The organism is Halomonas shantousis, assembly GCF_054654615.1.
Genome location: NZ_BAAIER010000002.1, coordinates 753,319 through 770,779 on the forward strand (window position 1 = coordinate 753,319; position 17,461 = coordinate 770,779).

General features: G+C 63.0%; 17 protein-coding genes and 1 tRNA gene. 9 read left to right on the forward strand and 9 right to left on the reverse strand.

Annotated elements, in window-relative coordinates; all coding sequences use genetic code 11:
- Positions 1-85 precede the first annotated feature (85 nt).
- Entirely contained in the window at positions 86-880 is a 795-nt protein-coding gene (locus tag ACYQ12_RS04205) for an inositol monophosphatase family protein (protein ID WP_459868177.1), read from the forward strand.
- 92 nt (positions 881-972) lie between these two features.
- Here the strand turns inward: ACYQ12_RS04205 and secF are convergent, their stop codons facing one another.
- The 5 genes from secF to queA all read right to left on the reverse strand — a co-directional run bounded on the left by secF (position 973) and on the right by queA (position 6,435).
- On the reverse strand, positions 973-1,878 hold the full coding sequence (gene secF / locus ACYQ12_RS04210; protein ID WP_459868180.1) for a protein translocase subunit SecF: 906 nt from the start codon (positions 1,876-1,878) through the stop codon (positions 973-975).
- Positions 1,879-1,890: 12 nt separating this feature from the next.
- Positions 1,891-3,738 (reverse strand): protein translocase subunit SecD, encoded by a 1,848-nt coding sequence (gene secD / locus ACYQ12_RS04215; protein ID WP_459868183.1) that lies wholly within the window; start codon positions 3,736-3,738, stop codon positions 1,891-1,893.
- A 96-nt stretch (positions 3,739-3,834) separates the two neighbouring features.
- Entirely contained in the window at positions 3,835-4,164 is a 330-nt protein-coding gene (gene yajC / locus ACYQ12_RS04220; RefSeq protein WP_459868186.1) for a preprotein translocase subunit YajC, read from the reverse strand.
- Positions 4,165-4,227: 63 nt separating this feature from the next.
- Complete coding sequence (gene tgt, locus ACYQ12_RS04225; protein WP_459874460.1) at positions 4,228-5,346, reverse strand: tRNA guanosine(34) transglycosylase Tgt; 1,119 nt, start codon at positions 5,344-5,346, stop codon at positions 4,228-4,230.
- A gap of 57 nt (positions 5,347-5,403) precedes the next feature.
- A complete protein-coding gene (gene queA / locus ACYQ12_RS04230; RefSeq protein ID WP_459868189.1) occupies positions 5,404-6,435 on the reverse strand; it encodes a tRNA preQ1(34) S-adenosylmethionine ribosyltransferase-isomerase QueA in 1,032 nt (343 codons plus the stop codon).
- Positions 6,436-6,579: 144 nt separating this feature from the next.
- Between queA and ACYQ12_RS04235 the strand changes: the two genes are divergently transcribed.
- Together ACYQ12_RS04235 and ACYQ12_RS04240 are read left to right on the forward strand one after the other, a co-directional pair.
- A tRNA-Leu gene (locus ACYQ12_RS04235) sits at positions 6,580-6,666 on the forward strand.
- Positions 6,667-8,027: 1,361 nt separating this feature from the next.
- The gene (locus ACYQ12_RS04240) at positions 8,028-8,651 is read left to right on the forward strand and encodes a LysE family translocator (RefSeq protein ID WP_459868192.1); all 624 of its coding nucleotides are present in this window, start codon (positions 8,028-8,030) and stop codon (positions 8,649-8,651) included.
- Here ACYQ12_RS04240 and ACYQ12_RS04245 read toward each other — a convergent pair.
- Both ACYQ12_RS04245 and ACYQ12_RS04250 read right to left on the reverse strand, forming a co-directional pair.
- Positions 8,648-9,142: a copper chaperone PCu(A)C gene (locus ACYQ12_RS04245; RefSeq protein ID WP_459868195.1), complete on the reverse strand. Its 495-nt coding sequence runs from the start codon at positions 9,140-9,142 to the stop codon at positions 8,648-8,650. The two genes, ACYQ12_RS04240 and ACYQ12_RS04245, sit on opposite strands and share 4 nt — an antisense overlap.
- An 82-nt stretch (positions 9,143-9,224) precedes the next feature.
- On the reverse strand, positions 9,225-10,889 hold the full coding sequence (locus ACYQ12_RS04250) for an acyl-CoA dehydrogenase family protein (RefSeq protein WP_459868198.1): 1,665 nt from the start codon (positions 10,887-10,889) through the stop codon (positions 9,225-9,227).
- 157 nt (positions 10,890-11,046) lie between these two features.
- On the opposite strand from ACYQ12_RS04250, the gene ACYQ12_RS04255 reads away from it, so the two are divergent.
- Together ACYQ12_RS04255 and ACYQ12_RS04260 are read left to right on the forward strand one after the other, a co-directional pair.
- Complete coding sequence (locus ACYQ12_RS04255; RefSeq protein WP_459868201.1) at positions 11,047-11,574, forward strand: NUDIX hydrolase; 528 nt, start codon at positions 11,047-11,049, stop codon at positions 11,572-11,574.
- Between the two features lie 34 nt (positions 11,575-11,608).
- Positions 11,609-12,103, forward strand: a complete 495-nt coding sequence (locus ACYQ12_RS04260; RefSeq protein ID WP_459874461.1) for a glutathione peroxidase — start codon at positions 11,609-11,611, stop codon at positions 12,101-12,103.
- Positions 12,104-12,121: 18 nt separating this feature from the next.
- Here the strand turns inward: ACYQ12_RS04260 and ACYQ12_RS04265 are convergent, their stop codons facing one another.
- Entirely contained in the window at positions 12,122-12,529 is a 408-nt protein-coding gene (locus tag ACYQ12_RS04265) for a DUF7079 family protein (RefSeq protein WP_459868204.1), read from the reverse strand.
- A 157-nt stretch (positions 12,530-12,686) separates the two neighbouring features.
- On the opposite strand from ACYQ12_RS04265, the gene fabV reads away from it, so the two are divergent.
- The 3 genes from fabV (at position 12,687) to ACYQ12_RS04280 (ending at position 15,631) form a co-directional block, all read left to right on the forward strand.
- Positions 12,687-13,889 (forward strand): enoyl-ACP reductase FabV, encoded by a 1,203-nt coding sequence (fabV, locus tag ACYQ12_RS04270; RefSeq protein ID WP_459868207.1) that lies wholly within the window; start codon positions 12,687-12,689, stop codon positions 13,887-13,889.
- A 94-nt stretch (positions 13,890-13,983) separates the two neighbouring features.
- On the forward strand, positions 13,984-14,670 hold the full coding sequence (locus ACYQ12_RS04275; RefSeq protein ID WP_459868210.1) for a DUF2959 domain-containing protein: 687 nt from the start codon (positions 13,984-13,986) through the stop codon (positions 14,668-14,670).
- Positions 14,660-15,631, forward strand: coding sequence for a GlxA family transcriptional regulator (locus tag ACYQ12_RS04280; RefSeq protein ID WP_459868213.1), 972 nt, complete (start codon positions 14,660-14,662; stop codon positions 15,629-15,631). Before ACYQ12_RS04275 ends, ACYQ12_RS04280 begins: the two co-directional genes overlap by 11 nt.
- Positions 15,632-15,675: 44 nt before the next feature.
- Here ACYQ12_RS04280 and nadC read toward each other — a convergent pair whose 3' ends face one another.
- Complete coding sequence (gene nadC / locus ACYQ12_RS04285) at positions 15,676-16,530, reverse strand: carboxylating nicotinate-nucleotide diphosphorylase (RefSeq protein ID WP_459868216.1); 855 nt, start codon at positions 16,528-16,530, stop codon at positions 15,676-15,678.
- A gap of 85 nt (positions 16,531-16,615) precedes the next feature.
- On the opposite strand from nadC, the gene ampD reads away from it, so the two are divergent.
- Positions 16,616-17,188 (forward strand): 1,6-anhydro-N-acetylmuramyl-L-alanine amidase AmpD, encoded by a 573-nt coding sequence (gene ampD / locus ACYQ12_RS04290; RefSeq protein ID WP_459868219.1) that lies wholly within the window; start codon positions 16,616-16,618, stop codon positions 17,186-17,188.
- Positions 17,189-17,461: the final 273 nt, after the last annotated feature.

Consider the following 17,461-nt stretch of genomic DNA (forward strand, 5'->3'; position numbering starts at 1 on the left):
CGCGTTCAGGCGATGGCGGTGGTAGCCGGTTTCTGCTAGGATGCGCGCCGTTCTTTAACAGATCCCGACTTCTCAAGGCCCGATCATGCATCCGATGGTCCAATTCGCGTTGCGCGCCGCGCGCAGCGCTGCCGAACAGTTCATTCGCGTTCGCGACCGCATCGAGGTCGCTCACGAAGAGCGTAGCCTCGATAGCTTGCTCGAGGACACGGCCCGCAATGCCGAAACGCTGATCGTGCATCAGCTCAGTCGTGGTTATCCGCAGCATGGCGTCTCCGGCCGCTTCACCCCGCATCGCGATGGCGAGGGGGAAGGCCGCGACTTCCACTGGAAGATCGAACCCTTCCACGGCTATTCCAACCTTTCGGTGGCCGCGCCGGGCTTCGCCCTGTCGCTGGTCTGCCTGGTCAAGGGCCGTCCCGAACACGCCATCATCATCTGCCCGTTCACCGACGACGAGTTCCTCACCAGCCGCGGCCGGGGGGCGCAGCTCAACGGCAAACGCATTCGCGTGACCAAGACGACCACCATCGGCGGCTCTCGCGTTGCGCTGGGATTGCCGGAGAGCTGGCTGCGCCATCGCCATCTGCCGGCGTACCTGACGCTGATCCAGCAGCTCGGGCCGCAGGTCGAAGTGATGCGTACCAGCGGCTGTCCGCTGCTGGACGTGGCCGAACTGGCCGCCGGACGTGTCGATGCCGCCTTCGTGCTGGGGCTCGAGGAGCAGGATCAATTGGTGGGATCGTTGCTGCTCAAGGAGTCGGGCGCGCTGATGGGTGGACCTGACGGCAGCCCGAGCGTTGCGACCGAAGGTCAACTGATGGCGGCCGGCCCGCGCCTGTACAAGGCGCTGGTGCAGCAGCTGAAGCCGCACTTCTGAACGTTTACCTCTGATCGCATTGCTTCAAACGACACAAGCCCGCTCGATGAGCGGGCTTGTGTCGTTTCGGGCCGACAGTGGCTGAACGCTCCTTAAGGCAACTCTTCCTCCGGATTCTCTTTCTTGGCAGGAATCAGGTCCTGGCGATCGAGCTTGATCACCAGCAGCAGTGCTGCCGCCACGTAGATCGACGAGAAGGTGCCGGCGACCACGCCGAGAATCAGGGCGATGGAGAAGTTGTGAATCATGTCGCCACCGAGGAAGAACAGCGCCAGCAGCACCAGCAAGGTGGTGCCGGAGGTGGCCAGAGTTCTCGCCAGGGTCTGATTGATGGCGTCATTGAAGATCGTTGCCATGTCATCGATGCGCGACTTGCGGATGTTCTCGCGGATGCGATCGTAGACGATGATGGTGTCGTTGAGCGAGTAACCGATCACCGCCAGGATCGCCGCCAGCACGGTCAGGTCGAAATCGAGCTGGAACAGCGAGAAGATCCCCAGCACGATGACGACGTCGTGGCCCAGAGCGATCAGAGCACCGAGCGCGAACTTGTACTGGAAGCGGAAGGCCACGTAGATCATGACCACTGCCAGCGCCAGCAGCATGCCCAGCCCGCTCTGATCGCGCAATTGGTCGCCGACCTGGGCGCCGACGAACTCGGCACGGATCAGCTCGACCGGGTTGGCATCCGTGCGCAGGGTGTCGACGACCTGTTCGCCCACGGTGGTGTCGAACTCCTGCTGCAGCCGCACCAGCACCTCGTTGGCGGCACCGAAGGTCTGCACCGAGGTGTTTTCAAAGCCAGCGTCCTGTAGCTGGGCGCGTACCTCGTCGAGAGCCGGGGCTTGCTGGTAGCGCACTTCGACCAGCGTGCCGCCGGTGAAGTCGAGCCCCAGGTTGAGTTGCTGCAGCGCCAGCGAGCCCACCGCGATCACCGTGAGGATGATCGAGACGATGAAGGCGAGGCGGCGCTTGCCCATGAAATCGAATTGTCGCATCGCGCGAACTCCTCAGATCCAGAGTTTCTTCATCGGCTTGCCGCCGAAGGAGAGATTGACGATGGCGCGCGACACCATGATGGCGGTGAACATCGATGTCAGGATGCCCAGCGACAATGTCACGGCGAAGCCCTTGACCGGCCCGGTGCCGATCGAGAACAGAATCACGGCGACCAGTAGGGTGGTGATGTTGGCGTCGACGATCGAGGTGAAGGCGCGCTCGTAGCCGGCATGGATCGCCTGCTGCACCGGCATCTTGGCGCGCAGCTCCTCGCGGATGCGCTCGAAGATCAGCACGTTGGCGTCCACCGCCATGCCCAGGGTCAGCACGATCCCGGCGATGCCGGGCAGCGTCAGGGTGGCGCCGAGCATCGACATGGCAGCGATCAGCAGGATCAGGTTGACCCCCAGCGCGACGTTGGCGATCAGGCCGAACGCCTTGTAGCGCACCAGCATGAACAGCACTATCAGTAGCAGGCCGACCTCGACCGACATGATGCCCTGGGCGATGTTCTTGGCGCCCAGGCTGGGGCCGATGGTACGCTCCTGCACGAAGTAGATGGGCGCCGCCAACGAGCCGGAACGCAGCAACAGCGATAGGTCTGCGGCCTCGGTGGGGGAGTCGAGGCCGGTGATGCGGAAGCTGTTGCCCAGCGCGCTCTGGATGGTGGCCAGACTGATGATGCCGCGCTCGGTATAGGGGATGCGCTGCTCGACGCGTTCACCGTCTTCCATCACCGTGCGGGTGCGGGTCTTGTGCTCGATGAAGAGTACCGCCATGTTGCGGCCGATGTTCGAACGCGTGGCGCGATTCATCAAGGTGCCGCCGGTACCGTCGAGATTGATGTTGACCTGCGGGCGGCCATTCTCGTCGAAGCTGCGGCTGGCGCTGGAGACGCTGTCTCCGGTGATGATCACGTCGCGCATCAGCTCGGCGCTACGTGCCTCGTTGTTGCGGAAGGTGAAACTCTCGGTCTCGTTGTCCGGGGTGTCCGGGCGAGCCTCGAGACGGAATTCGAGGTTGGCGGTGGCCCCGACGATACGCTTGGCGGCGGCGGTGTCCTGGACGCCCGGCAACTCGACGACGATCCGGTTCGGCCCCTGGCGCTGGACCAGCGGTTCGGAGACCCCCAGTTCGTTGACGCGGTTGCGAATCGTGGTCAGGTTCTGGTTGATCGCGTAGTCCTGGATCTCGTTGATCGCCTGTTCCGACAGGGTCATGCTCAGCCCGGCGCCACGGCCGGTATCGAGATTCTCGAACTGGAAGTCGGGGAAGCTCCGGGCGATAAGCGTGCGGGCCTGATTGCGGTCTTCCTCGTTGGCGAAGGCCATGGTCAGGGTATTGCCGTCGATCTGCGTGTCGCGGTAACGGATTCGCTCGTCACGCAGGGTCTCGCGGATGGCGCTGGCGTTGACCTCGAGGCGCTGCTCGACGGCGGCCTGCATGTCGACCTCGAGCAGGAAGTGCACGCCGCCGCGCAGATCGAGGCCGAGCTTCATGGGCGTGGCCGAAAGGCTCTCGAGCCAGGCCGGGGTCGAGTCGGCGAGATTGAGTGCGACGGTAAAATCGTCGCCGAGCATGGCGTCGATGATATCGCGGGCGGGAAGCTGCTGATCGGCATCTGCCAGGCGGATCAACGCGCTGTGCGGGTCGAGTTCGGTGCGCTTGACGGCGATGCCGGCCTCGCTCAGTGCCTGGGTGACGCGTTGCAGCTGGCGCTCGTCGAGTTCCGCATTGCCACTACTGCTGATCTGTACGGCCGGGTCTTCGGGGTAGAGATTGGGCAGGGCATAGAGGACGCCCACCACGAGCACGACGAGTATCAGCAGATACTTCCACAGGGGATAACGGTTGAGCATGGAAGCCCTGTCCTTAATTGCTGACGCAGAAAAGCGCTGCCGGCAGACACTGAGCGGATAAGCTCCATGGCGCCTGGGCGGCAGCGGTAAGAAGTATCAGATGGACTTCAGGGTGCCCTTGGGAAGGACGGCCGCGACGGCGCTCTTCTGGACATTCACTTCGGTACCTTCGGCGACTTCCATGCTGATGAACTCTTCGCCCACCTTGGTGACACGGCCTACCAGACCGCCGCCGATGACGATCTCGTCGCCCTTGGCAAGGCCGCTGATCAGCTTCTTGTGTTCCTTGGCACGCTTGGACTGCGGACGCCACAGCAGGAAGTAGAAAATCAGCACGAAGCCGACCAGCATGACGATCTGGGCGATGCCGCCGCCGGCCGCGGGGGCTTCCTGCGCTTGCGCCGCGGAAATGAAGTATTCCAGCATGGGTGTATCTCCGGAGGGTTGGGAAGGTGCAGGGCCGGGCGTCAGTGCCGCCCGGCCGGAATCTCAGTCAGCCAGCGCCGGAACCGCAAGGCCGCGCTGGGCGTAGAACCGGTCTACGAAGTGGGCCAATGTACCCGCTTCGATGGCGCCGCGCAAACCGGCCATGACGCGCTGGTAGTAGCGCAGATTGTGGATGGTGTTGAGCATCGCGCCGAGCATTTCCCCGCAACGATCGAGGTGATGCAGATAGGCCCGCGAGAAGTGCTGGCAGGTATAGCAGTCGCAGCCCTCCTCCAGGGGGCGGGTGTCGTGCCGATGCTTGGCGTTGCGGATCTTGACCGTGCCCTCGGCGGTGAAAAGATGGCCGTTGCGGGCGTTGCGAGTGGGCATCACGCAGTCGAACATGTCGACCCCGCGCCGCACACCCTCGACCAGGTCCTCGGGCTTGCCCACGCCCATGAGATAACGCGGCTTTTCCTCGGGCATCCAGGTCGGCAGGTAGTCGAGCACCTTGATCATCTCCTCCTTGGGCTCGCCCACCGACAGGCCACCGATCGCCAGGCCGTCGAAGCCGATCTCCTCGAGGCCTCTGAGCGAGCGTTCGCGAAGTTCGGGATACATGCCGCCCTGGATGATGCCGAACAATGCCGAGGGGGAGTCGCCATGCGCCACGCGTGAGCGCTTGGCCCAGCGCAGCGACAGCTCCATCGACTTTCGCGCCTCCTCGAGGGTCGCCGGGTAGGGGGTGCACTCATCGAAGATCATGACGATGTCGGAGCCCAGCGCGCGCTGCACGGCCATCGACTCTTCCGGGCCCATGAATACCTTGGCGCCATCCACCGGCGAGCGGAAGTGCACGCCCTCCTCGGTGATCTTGCGCATCGCGCCCAGCGAGAAGACCTGGAAGCCGCCCGAGTCGGTGAGAATGGGCTTGTTCCACTGCGCGAAGTCGTGCAGGTCGCCGTGGGTGGCGATCACCTCGGTCCCTGGACGCAGCCACAGATGGAAGGTGTTGCCGAGAATGATCTCCGCTCCCGTCTCCTCGACACTGGCAGGGGTCATGCCCTTGACCGTGCCGTAGGTGCCCACCGGCATGAAAGCCGGCGTTTCCACCGTGCCGCGCGGAAAGGTCAGGCGGCCGCGGCGGGCCCGGCCGTCATTGGCCAGGCGTTCGAAACTCATGAAACATTCGTTGCGCATGGGATTCTCGAAAGTGGTTCGGCTCAGGGCTCGCGTGGCTCAGCCCGCCTTGCGGGTCAGGAACATCGCGTCGCCGTAGCTGAAGAAGCTGTAGCGGTTGTCGACGGCCTCGCGATAGGCATGCATCACGTGTTCGTATCCGGCAAAGGCGGAGACCAGCATCAGCAGCGTCGACTCGGGCAGGTGGAAATTGGTCACCAGGGCATCCACGCAGCGCCACTGGTATCCCGGATAGATGAAGATATCGGTGTCGCCGCTGTAGGGCATGATTTCGCCCGACTGGGCGGCAGTCTCCAGGCAGCGCACACTGGTCGTGCCGACCGCGACGACGCGGTTGCCGCGGGCCTTGGCGGCACGCACCTGGGCGCAGGCGGTGTCGCTGACCTCGAGCCACTCGCGGTGCATGTGGTGGCTGGCGATATCGTCGACACGTACCGGCTGGAAGGTGCCGGCACCGACGTGCAGGGTAACGAAGGCCGTTTCGATGCCACGGCTGCGCATGGCGTCGAGCAGCGGCCCGTCGAAGTGCAGGCCGGCGGTGGGGGCGGCGACGGCACCGTCGCGGCGCGCGTAGACGGTCTGGTAGCGCTCGCGATCGGCCAGTTCGTCCTCGCGCTCGATATACGGCGGCAGCGGCATGTGGCCGTGGCGCTCGAGCAGTTCGATCAGCGGCGTCTCACCGAGAAAGCATAGCGCGAACAGTGCCTCGACCCGGCCTTCGACCACGGCCTCGATGCCGCCTTCGAAGATCAGCCGCGTACCTGGCTTGGGCGATTTGCTCGAACGCAGGTGAGCCAGGCCACGATGGGCATCCAGCGGGCGTTCAAGCAGCATCTCGATCTTGCCTCCGCTCTCCTTATGGCCATGCAGGCGGGCGGGAATCACTCGGGTATCGTTGAACACCACGAGATCGCCCGGGTCGAGATGGTCGAGCAGGTCGGGAAAACGCCGGTGAGCGAGAGCCCCGCTGTTACCATCCAGGACCAGTAGGCGGCAATCGCTGCGCTGCTCGGCGGGATAACGGGCGATCAGCTCGTCGGGAAGATCGAAATGGAAATCGGCACGCTGCATGAAGACTCGATGTGGCGACGGCTTGAAGAACGGTCAGGTCGGGCACCCCGACCCATGAAAGCCGCCTATGATAGCCGAGGCGTGAAGTGAAGTCAGGACCTGGTGATTGACGCGGAGTGTTGGCTCCGTATAATGCATCCCGCTGCCCGGGTGGCGAAATTGGTAGACGCAGGGGATTCAAAATCCCCCGCTGGCGACAGCGTGTCGGTTCGAGTCCGACCCCGGGCACCATCCTTTCTAAGCGTTCCCCTCTCACGACGATACAGCTTACGGATGAAGTCTCGCTCGGCGGGTCTTTTCTCTCTCTTCGCGCTGGATTTCGTTTCACGCGAGATACTTTTGATATTCTGCCCTGCGATGTGCCGGTATCAGTGTGCTGCTGATCATCATTTTCTTTGATCTGCGTAACAACGAAATACTGCGATAACACCTATTTATCTGGCGTTTTTTTCTTCCAAGATGCTGTAGTCGGTGGTGGCTTATAATTTTTAAAATGCAAACCATAACCAAACGTTTGGTTGCATGGAGTATTCTGGAAATTAAACTTTGACTTGGTTATCTTGTTGCTGGGCTTATAATTAAATTCCGAAGCTTTATTCGGTTTGCGGGTCTTTTTTTCAATAATAAGTAGATACGGTATAGTCAAGGTGACGTTTTTATGACCGAAAAAAGTCAATTCTGACGTGCATCGAATATCGAATATTGGAAGTGCTTTACAGCTGCAAGAGAAGATTGTTAGGGTGTGTCCCTGCGATGAGTAGCGGCCAGGACGGTCGCCAGTGTACGGAAATGCGCGGTCAGGAAGACCGAGGATCAGGGAAGGAGGCAGCCCGCGGCAGGAAGCTGCAGAGAGGATGCCAAGGAGACCTGAAAACTTGTCGTACTGCAGAGCTATCGCTCTGAGGCCCAGCAAAAGCTGGGCTTTTTTTTACGTCCTGTCTGAAAAATGCCTGCGCTCACTCATGCAGCGTTAAGAATCGGCTCGGGCGCGAGTCCGATCAAAATACTCATTTACACCGCGTAAACTCCGTTCTTTCGCCAATTTTTGCCTTGCCTAAGCATCGCTCGCCGACTTTTCAGGCAGAACTTGGCCAGCAGGTTAAGTTTAATTAGACATCGACGTGCTTCGATAATATACGGGTCTGCTATTTATTGTTTATTCAGGCTTTATGCTGATTGCAGATTTTGTCTTATTTATTTCCTAATTTAACTTAAGCCCGTTTTTATTATATTGATGCTTTTTGCATGATAAGCCTTGCTAATGGTGTAGCCAAGTGACTAACCTGTATTGGCACGTGACCAAGAGGGTCGTCCTGGCTATGGATAGCCTCGTGCACCTGTCAATATACATCATGTTCTTGTGCTGTCTTTTCGCGTCTCATGGTGCTCTTCAATGTCTGTTCTCGGTCGATGATCATCATTCAAAGCGTTCAGGCCCACATCCAAATGTACTTCGCGCTTGATCGACAATAGCCTGTTCATGCAGCGCGCTGCATAGTGATTTTCTGATCCGGCTGGCTCTCGCAAACCTCTCAAAATCCTGCACTTCTCCCTGTACACTGCGTGATGCCATTTCTACGAAGAATCGTGTCATGCCGATAAGTTTATGGTTGTCTCTGGTGGCGGTGTGTGCCGTGGGGGCGATGTCGCCCGGCCCCAGCCTGGCCATGGTGTTACGTCACACCCTGGGAGGCGGACGGAGCCTGGGCGTCACTGCGGCGCTCTGTCATGCCCTGGGAGTCGGTGTGTATGCGTTGCTGACCGTGTGGGGACTGGGAAGCATCATTGCTCATCAGCCGATACTGTTTCAGTTCATCTTGTGGGGGGGAGCGCTGTATCTTGCCTGGCTGGGCGTCAAGGCGCTGCGTGCCGGGCGGGGCGGGGCGCTACAGGCGGCCGGTGTCGCAACCGATTATGGGCAGGCCGCGCGCGAAGGCGTGCTGGTGGCGCTGGCCAATCCCAAGCTGATCCTGTTTTTCGTCGCGCTGCTCAGTCAGTTCGTCAGTGCCGACATGGGCTGGCAGGCCAAGGGCATGATCGTGGCGACAGCCACGCTGATCGACGGTGGCTGGTATGTGCTGGTGGCCCTGGCGTTTTCCCATTCTCGTGTGCTGCCCTGGCTGCAGGCCAGAGCGCACTGGATCAATCGTCTGACGGGCGTGTTGTTGCTGACATTGGCGATTCGGGTCGCGCTGGAACCGGTGCTTGCCGGCTAATGTGGGTGGGAGTCGGCGGGCGTGGTACCGGCCTGGGCTTTCTGAACCTGGACCTCCACCTTGACGGAGCCACGCCGCTCGAACTCGAGCGTCAGCGGAAAACGCTCTCCCGGCTGCAGGGCATGGTCGAGTTCGCGCAGCATCAGATGGTAGCCACCGCCCGGATGCATCTTGAGCGTTTCGCCGGGCGCGATCTCGATCCCCTCGACACGGCGCATGCGCATCATGCCGTCCTGCATGCGCATGTCGTGCAGTTCGACCTTGCCAGCGATGGGGCTGGAGGCGCCTTTCAGCCTGGCGGCGATATTGCCATCGACCGTGATGTCGAGATAGGCCGCTCCGTTGGGTGCGCCTGGCGGAGTCGGAATGGCGAAGGGGTGGGTGATGTGCAGACCCTCCTGCCGGGCTTCGCCGGCTTGGGCGGTGGACACGGCGGAGAGCAGAATCGGGGCCGTTAACAGCACGATGAGATGAACCAGTGAGCGGGGCATGGCGAGTCCGGTAAGTGATAGGCGCCGCACATCTCTCGTGCGGCGCGGGGAGTTGACGGCGCTCAGTTGGCGCCCTGCCGTCTCAAGGCAGGATTCTGGCCAGGATCGAGGTCAGCGGTGCATCGGGAGGAAGTATGCCGTATATCGGGCTGGCAGAGCTGCCGAGGCGAGTGCGGCAAAAGGTCTCGCCAATCTCTATCGGGGCATGACGCAGCAGCAGCGAGGCCTGCAGGCATTGCGCCATGCGCTGCGCCAGCCAGCGTCCCTGCGCTTCGAGCTGTGAGGGGGCCTCGCCCAGCGCACGCTCCAGCTCGCTCAGGGCGTGATCGTAATCGGGGCTGGCGCCTCGTGCGGCTGCCAGCTCGGCCTGTAGTGCCTCGACACTTTCCGGGTGGCGTTCGAGGACCCGCAACACGTCGAGACACATGACATTGCCGGAGCCTTCCCAGATCGAGTTGACCGGTGCTTCACGGTAGAGCCGGGCGAGTGGCGCTTCCTCTACATAGCCGATACCCCCCAGGCACTCCATGGCCTCGACCATGAAGCCGGGACTGCGCTTGTTGTGCCAGTACTTGGCCAGGGCAGGCGCGAGGCGTGCCAAGGCTTTCTCCTCGTCATGTACCTCAATCGAATCGAAGGCGCGGGCAGCCCGCATCGACAGGGCAAGGCTGGCCTCGGTTTCCAGGGCCAGGTCGGCAATGACACGCCGCATCATCGGCTGGTCGGCGAGATAGCGACCAAATGCCTGGCGGGACTGAACGTGTCGCCAGGCTTCCACCAGTGCCTGACGCATCATGCCGGCCGGTGCCGTGGCGGCGTCGAGGCGCGTCTGCTGCACCATGCCCAGGATCGTGGCGATACCGCGTCCCGGCTCGCCGATCATGCGCGCCCAGGCATCGCGATACTCGATTTCGGCGGAAGCGTTGGCCCGATTGCCGCATTTGTCCTTGAGGCGCTGGATCTCGATGGCGTTGCGTTCACCTTCGGGGGTGAAGCGGGGCACCAGGAAACATGACAGGCCCTCCTCCGTCTGGGCCAGGGTCAGGAAGGCGTCCGACATCGGGGCGCTGCAGAACCACTTGTGCCCGATCAGGCGATACTCGCCGCCGGCGCCGACCTCGCCGAGGGGCAGGGCGCGGCTGGTATTGGTGCGTACGTCGCTGCCGCCCTGCTTCTCGGTCATTGCCATGCCGAAGGTGACGGCGGGTTTCTGATTGGGCGGCACGGCGCGACCGTCGTAGTCCCAGGCCAGCAGTCGCGGTCCCCATTCGTCGAACAGTTCGGGCTGCTGGCGCAGCACGGGGACGGCGGCATGGGTCATGGTGACGGGGCAGCAGACTCCCGGTTCCGCCTGGGTCAGCAGATACAGGGCGGCGATGTGCGCCTGGTGCCCTCCCTCGCCCTCCTTCTCCCAGGCCACGGCATGCCAGCCGTTGTCGCAGGCCAGATGCATCAATTCATGATAGGCAGGGTGGTAGTCGACTTCGTCAAGCCGCCGGCCGTGACGGTCGAAGGCTCTGAGCTCGGGAGGGTGACGGTTGGCCATTTCGCCGAGCTGCTGGACATGCCGGCTGCCGGTAGCCGCACCGAGCGGGGCGAGACGGTCCGCTACCCAGGCCGGTGCCTCTCGGGCCAGGGCCTCGCGCAATGGGACGTCCTGGGCAAGAAAGTCCTGATCGCCGGCGGGGTCGGGTTGGTTGTGAACTTCATGAGTGGCAAGGAGCGAACGGGACGTATGACGAGCCATGATGGATGTCCTGTGTGGCGAGTCGTTGTTGTTTTGCGATAAACCGAGCATGTATAGCCAGCGCGATGGGGTCAATAAGCGAAATGGAGTGAGGGGGCATGGGTCCGCTGGGAGCGGAGGGTGTAGGATGGCAGGCATCGACATTGTGGAGTCTTTTATGCCGGGTACTGTCATGCCTGCCGTGCGCCGAGAGGAGCAGGTCCAGCTGGTCGATGCCGCCAATCGCTCCTGTGGCAGTGCGCCGAGGAGCCTGATGCGTCGTTACCATTTCTGGCATCGTGCCACTTACGTCTTCGTGCGCAATCACCGGGGTGAGCTGTGTGTGCAGGAGCGTACGCTGACCAAGGAGGTCTTTCCGGGCTATTACGATCTCGCCGCCGGCGGCGTGGTGGCTGCGGGAGAGGCGGAGCATGTCGGCGCGCGCCGTGAACTGGAAGAGGAGCTGGGCGTCACCGGGGTGGCGTTGCAGCCGTGTTTCGGCTTTCGCTTCGCCGAGGGCGGCAACTACATCCATGGTAGTGTGTTTCGTGTCGACTATGATGGGCCGCTGATCCTGCAACCCGAGGAAGTCGCCTCGGTACGCTGGATGTCGACTGCGCAGGCACTGGCGCTGGAGTCGGCCACGCCGGACAGTCGTGTCGCGTTGCAGCGCATGCTGGCCGAGGGCTGGCTCGGTGCGACCTGACGTGTTGAACCCGAACCGGAATATGACGACACGCATGAGTTTCTATGTTCACGATTGCCGAACACCCTCGGGGACGCCGTTCAACCTGCGCGCCCTGCGGGGCCAGGTGCTGCTGGTCGTCAATGTCGCCAGTCGCTGTGGCTACACGCCTCAGCTCGAGGGGCTCGAGCGGCTGTATCGCGACTATCGCGATCGGGGGTTCACGGTGCTGGCGTTTCCGTGCAACCAGTTCGGCCGCCAGAGTCCCGAACCGGCTGGCGCATTCACGACTTTCTGCGAGACGCGCTACGGCGTCACCTTTCCGGTTTTGGAAAAGGTCAGGGTCAATGGCCCCGATGCGCACCCGCTGTTCGTACTGCTGCGCCATCAGGCGCCGGGCGTGCTCGGCAGCACGCCGATCAAGTGGAACTTCACCAAGTTCCTGGTGGGGCGTGACGGGCAAGTGATACGTCGCTTTTCGCCCCATGTTCCGCCACGCCGGCTGGCCGATGCCATCGAGCAGGCGCTGGATATTCCCTTCTCGGCCTGATGAGGCGCTTGCGTCCGCTCAGCCAGGGGGACGTTCGCCCCGGGCGACCATCAGGCGAGTCATGAGCTCGCTCCAGCGGTAACGGGTCATCATCGTGGTCGGCCCCGAGAACAATACCCAGAAGTGCCGGCGCCAGCCCTTGAGACGCCGGTTGTGGCGTACCAGTTCGGCCAGCAGGCGGTTTTCGTCGAAGCTGCGCCACTCGCCGGCCACGGACATCTGACGCCGCGCGAGCACCGGAGCCAGCTCCAGGCGATAGATCCATTCCAGTTGCCTGAGGGTGAAGTCGTGGCGCTGAATCTCTTCCACCATACGGGCGTAGTCGGCCTCGTGGGGCTCCCGGTCCAGCCACAGCGGGGCCAGCGCCAGCCATAGATCGCCGCGCTCGGCGAGCAGCGTCTGGATGTCGGTTTCGAGATCGGTCATGGCGGCATCGTCCGGACAAAGCGCTATCTTCGAACAGCCGGGGCGGACTGGCAAGGCAGGGAGAGAAGCGGACAGTCACGGACACAGCCGTTAGAATGCCGGCATAGGCAGGCGGTATTGCCTGCATGCATTCAATGACGGATCAACGAGGCCTGACGTGATCATCAAACCCAAGGTTCGCGGTTTCATCTGCACCACCACTCATCCTGTCGGCTGCGAGAAGAACGTGCTCGAACAGATCGAGGCGACCCGGGCGCAGGGCGTGCTCGCCGGCGGACCCAGGAAGGTGCTGGTTATCGGGGCTTCCAGCGGCTACGGTCTGGCGGCCCGTATCACGGCGGCCTTCGGCTATGGCGCCGACACCCTGGGAGTGTTCTTCGAGAAGCCGGGTACCGAGAAGAAGCCCGGCACTGCCGGCTGGTACAACGCCGCGGCCTTCGACAAGTTCGCCAAGGCCGAAGGACTCTACAGCAAATCGATCAACGGCGACGCCTTCTCTCACGAGGCGCGCGAGACGGCCATCGAACTGATCAAGCAGGATCTGGGGCAGGTCGATCTGGTGGTCTATTCACTGGCCTCGCCGGTGCGCAAGCTGCCCGACAGCGGTGAACTCAAGCGCTCTGCGCTCAAGCCGATCGGAGAAACGTACCGGGCCACGGCGATCGACACCAACAAGGATGCGATCATCGAGGCGGAAGTCGGGCCGGCCACGGAAGAGGAAATCGCCGACACCGTGACGGTCATGGGCGGCGAGGACTGGGAACTGTGGATCGAGGCGCTCGACCGGGCCGGCGTGCTGGCGCCGGGCGCCAAGTCCGTGGCCTTCAGCTATATCGGGACCGAGATCACCTGGCCCATCTACTGGCACGGCGCCCTGGGCAAGGCCAAGGAGGATCTCGACCGCGCCGCAGGCAACATTCACCGCAAGCTCGAGACCCGTGGCGGCAATGCTCACGTCGCGGTGCTCAAGTCGGTGGTGACCCAGGCCAGCGCGGCGATTCCGGTCATGCCGCTGTATATCGCCATGGTCTACCGGATCATGAAGGAGAAGGGACTGCACGAAGGCACCATCGAACAGCTCAATCGCCTGTTCCGGGACCAGCTCTACGGCGAGGCGACACCGACACTCGACGAGGCTTCGCGTCTGCGCCTCGACGACTGGGAGTTGCGCGACGACGTGCAACAGGCCTGCAAGGCGTTGTGGCCCCAGGTCACCACTGAGAACCTGTTCGAAATCACCGACTACGCCGGCTACAAGCACGAGTTTCTCAAGCTGTTCGGCTTCGAGCGTGACGATGTCGACTACGATGCCGATGTCGATCCGGTGGTGGATTTCGATGTCGTCCAGCTCAAGGGATGATGTCGCGTTAGCGCCTGGCGGCTCCACGGTACCGGAGTCACCGGGCGGGCAAGCCGTCCTGTCGACGGTGGGAAGACAATGAGAACCCAAGGTCATGAGAAACCCCATGCACGCGGCCCGGCTCTGGCGAGGCTGGCCGATCCTGCTGATGATGCTGTTGTCCGGGCTGCTGCTCGGCTGCCAGAGCACCTACTACAACGCTCTGGAGCAGTTGGGCATTCCCAAGCGGGAACTGCTGACCAGTCGGGTGGAGGCTGGGCGTGATGCCCAGCAGGAGGCCCAGGAGCAGTTCAGCTCGGCGCTGGAGCAGTTCCGGGCGGTGGTCAACGTGCCGGAGAGCGAGCTGTCGCGAACCTACGCGGCGCTGGAGGCCGAGTACGAAGAGAGCGAGGATGCGGCAGGGCGGGTCCATCAGCGCATCGACGCCATCGAGAGCGTGGCCGAAGCTCTGTTCGACGAGTGGGAGGACGAACTCGACCTCTACCAGAGCGAGCGATACCGGCGGCTCTCCGCCCAGCAGCTGCGCGATACCCGCGCACGCTATGAGACCATGATGACGGCCATGCACGAAGCTGCCGACAGCATGTCACCGATCCTGTTGAGCATGCGGGACAATGTCCTGTTTCTGAAGCACAACCTCAACGCCCGGGCGATCGGCGCTCTGCAGGGCGAGGTTGCGCAGATGGAGGACGACGTGGCGCGGATGCAGGCGCGAATGCGTGACGCCATCGCTCGTTCGGATGCCTTCATTGCGGAGCTGGCCTCCCAGGATGCCGACTGAGGTGAGTGCGGAAGCGCCCCGGCATGTCGGCTTCCTGCTGCTGCCGGGCTTCTCCCTGCTGGCCCAGGCCTGCGCCAGCGAGCCCCTGCATGTCGCCAACCTGCTCGCCGGGCGACGGCTGTACGTGCCTTTCACCTTCGGCCTCGATGAGCAGTCGGTCAGAAGTGCCGCCGAGCTGTCGTTGACGCCTGAGCACGTGGCCGGCAGTGACGCATGTCGCCTCGACATGCTGCTGGTCTGCGGGGCGAGCGCCATGGGCGACATCGAGAACCCGGCCTTGCTTGCCTGGCTGGCTCGCCTGGCGGGGCGCGGTACCCTGCTGGGCGGAATCGCCGGTGGTGTACGAATTCTGGCACGTGCCGGCGTGCTGGACGGCTACCGGGCCACCCTGCCCTGGCAGGGAGCAGAGGCCTTCGCGCGCGAGCATCCCGGCGTACGCGTGACGAACCAGTTGTTCGAGATCGATCGCGACCGGCTGACATGCGGCGGCGGCACGGCGGCGATGGACATGATGATGACCCTGATCGGGCGGCAGCACGGTAATCCGCTTGCCGAACGTATCTCGGAGTACTTCGTCTGCGAGCGTATCCGCATGGCCGACGAGCCGCAGCATGTGCCGCTGCGCTCACGTTTCAAGCATGCGCCACAAAGCCTGGTGGATGCAGTCCTGCTGATGGAGGCCAACATCGAGGAGCCGCTGACCACTCACGAGCTGGCCGAGCATCTGGGCATTTCCCGGCGCCAGCTCGAGCGGCTGTTCAAGAAACATCTGCAGGCGGTGCCCAGTCGTTACTATCTGGATCTGCGCCTGCAGGAGGCGCGCAAGCTACTGCGCGAGACGGAACGGGCGGTGGGCGACATCGCCCTGGCCACCGGTTTCTCCTCCGGGGCCCACTTCTCCACGGCCTACCGCAACCACTACGGTATCAGTCCACGTGACGAGCGGCTGCATTGCGCCTGAATGCAGAGCCTGGCGGTCAGACAGGGCCTGGTGCCAGATAGCGCTTAGCGGGTTTCGACCTGAGTAACGCGCATCGACAGGTCGATGGCCGTGACGTCCTTGGTCAATGCGCCGATGGAGATACAGTCCACACCGGTCTCGGCGATAGCGCGCAGGGTCGCCTCGCTGACGTTGCCGGAGGCCTCCAGCGTCGCCTGGCCGGCATTGCGCCTGACTGCCTCGCGCATGTCGTCCAGCGTAAAGTTGTCGAGCATGATCACGTCTGCCCGAGCCTCGAGGGCCTGGGCAAGTTCAGCGAGGCTCTCCACCTCGACCTCCACCGTCAGATCGCTGGCGAGCTTGCGTGCCGCCTGCACGGCCGCCTCGATGCCGCCGCAGGCGGCGATATGGTTTTCCTTGATCAGAAAGGCGTCGAACAGCCCGATGCGGTGATTGTGACCGCCACCGCAGGTGACTGCGTACTTCTGTGCCATGCGCAGCCCCGGCAGGGTCTTGCGTGTGTCGAGCAGGCGTACGCCGGTGCCTTCCACCAGACTGGCGTAGTGGCGTGCCCGGGTGGCCGTGCCCGAGAGGCACTGCAGCAGATTGAGTGCGGCGCGTTCGCCGGTGAGCAGGCTGCGGGCGGGACCTTCGAGCTCCAGGAACGTCTGATCGGCGCCGAGCGCGTCGCCATCGGCCGCCTTCCAGCGCAGCGTGACGCCGGCATCGAGGCGGCGATAGATCTCGTCGACCCAGGCGACGCCACACAGCACGGCGGGCTCACGGGTGATGACCCGGGCCTGCGCCCACTGCCGGGCAGGAATCAGCTGAGCGGTGATGTCGCCGGGGCCGACGTCTTCGGCCAGCAGGCGGGCGGCACTGGTGCGGATGTCTTCCGCAAGGGCGTCAAGCAGGTTCATGGCTGGCGCGGCTTCTCAGAAATCGATGATGGTGCGAGCATTATAGGGAAAGCCGGCCGGCGATGCAGTGGCAAAGGGGCGTGACATGAGGATTCACAACCATTGGTTCGAAACGGCGCGACAGGTGCCGTCTCCCAATCACAATGCGCGGCCCGAGGACGAAGTGTCGGCCTTGGTACTGCATTCCATCAGCCTGCCACCCGGTGTCTTCGGCGGTGACGACATCGAGCGGTTGTTCACCAATTGCCTGGATCCCGATGCCCACCCCTATTTCGCCGGCATTGCCGGAATGCGGGTCTCGGCCCACCTGCTGATCCGGCGTGACGGGGAGTGCGTCCAGTTCGTGCCCTTCGATCGGCGTGCCTGGCATGCGGGGCGCTCGCGCTGGTTCGACGGCTCGCGAGAGCGCTGCGAGCTCAACGATTTTTCCGTGGGCATCGAACTGGAGGGGGACGAGATCCATCCCTACACGCAAAGGCAGTACCGGGCGCTGACCCATGTCACGCGGGCCTTGTGCGCAGCCTACCCGGCACTTTCCCCGGCGCGTATCACCAGCCACGCGCGAATCGCGCCGTTGCGCAAGACCGATCCCGGTCCGGCCTTCGACTGGGCCTACTTTCGTCAGGCGCTGGCGAGTCTTGTGCCGCTTCGCTTGTAATTTTTCTACACGCTGTAAGACGTTCGCTACTCGCTGTCCTGGCTTGCATTGGATACGTCACGGCCTCTCGCGCTAGGCGGGACAAGACATGGACGTGCAGGGTCCGAATTGGCAGCAGACAGCGTTTGCGGTATCTTCGTGCGCTAGATTCGTGCGTCTCGCACATCCTTGTGTAAAGAATTTACAGCATTTTCCCGGAGACACGGCCCATAGAAGGTCGCGCCCGCACTGAAGAGCGCCACGCCCCGTCCCACCATGGGGCATGATGATCCA

Coding starts and splice junctions, on each gene's coding strand:
- ACYQ12_RS04205 (WP_459868177.1), top strand. CDS start 86: ATGCATCCGATGGTCCAATTCGCGTTGCGCGCCGCGCGCAGCGCTGCC.
- secF (WP_459868180.1), bottom strand. CDS start 1,878: ATGCGACAATTCGATTTCATGGGCAAGCGCCGCCTCGCCTTCATCGTC.
- secD (WP_459868183.1), bottom strand. CDS start 3,738: ATGCTCAACCGTTATCCCCTGTGGAAGTATCTGCTGATACTCGTCGTG.
- yajC (WP_459868186.1), bottom strand. CDS start 4,164: ATGCTGGAATACTTCATTTCCGCGGCGCAAGCGCAGGAAGCCCCCGCG.
- tgt (WP_459874460.1), bottom strand. CDS start 5,346: ATGAGTTTCGAACGCCTGGCCAATGACGGCCGGGCCCGCCGCGGCCGC.
- queA (WP_459868189.1), bottom strand. CDS start 6,435: ATGCAGCGTGCCGATTTCCATTTCGATCTTCCCGACGAGCTGATCGCC.
- ACYQ12_RS04240 (WP_459868192.1), top strand. CDS start 8,028: ATGCCGATAAGTTTATGGTTGTCTCTGGTGGCGGTGTGTGCCGTGGGG.
- ACYQ12_RS04245 (WP_459868195.1), bottom strand. CDS start 9,142: ATGCCCCGCTCACTGGTTCATCTCATCGTGCTGTTAACGGCCCCGATT.
- ACYQ12_RS04250 (WP_459868198.1), bottom strand. CDS start 10,889: ATGGCTCGTCATACGTCCCGTTCGCTCCTTGCCACTCATGAAGTTCAC.
- ACYQ12_RS04255 (WP_459868201.1), top strand. CDS start 11,047: ATGCCGGGTACTGTCATGCCTGCCGTGCGCCGAGAGGAGCAGGTCCAG.
- ACYQ12_RS04260 (WP_459874461.1), top strand. CDS start 11,609: ATGAGTTTCTATGTTCACGATTGCCGAACACCCTCGGGGACGCCGTTC.
- ACYQ12_RS04265 (WP_459868204.1), bottom strand. CDS start 12,529: ATGACCGATCTCGAAACCGACATCCAGACGCTGCTCGCCGAGCGCGGC.
- ACYQ12_RS04275 (WP_459868210.1), top strand. CDS start 13,984: ATGAGAAACCCCATGCACGCGGCCCGGCTCTGGCGAGGCTGGCCGATC.
- ACYQ12_RS04280 (WP_459868213.1), top strand. CDS start 14,660: ATGCCGACTGAGGTGAGTGCGGAAGCGCCCCGGCATGTCGGCTTCCTG.
- nadC (WP_459868216.1), bottom strand. CDS start 16,530: ATGAACCTGCTTGACGCCCTTGCGGAAGACATCCGCACCAGTGCCGCC.
- ampD (WP_459868219.1), top strand. CDS start 16,616: ATGAGGATTCACAACCATTGGTTCGAAACGGCGCGACAGGTGCCGTCT.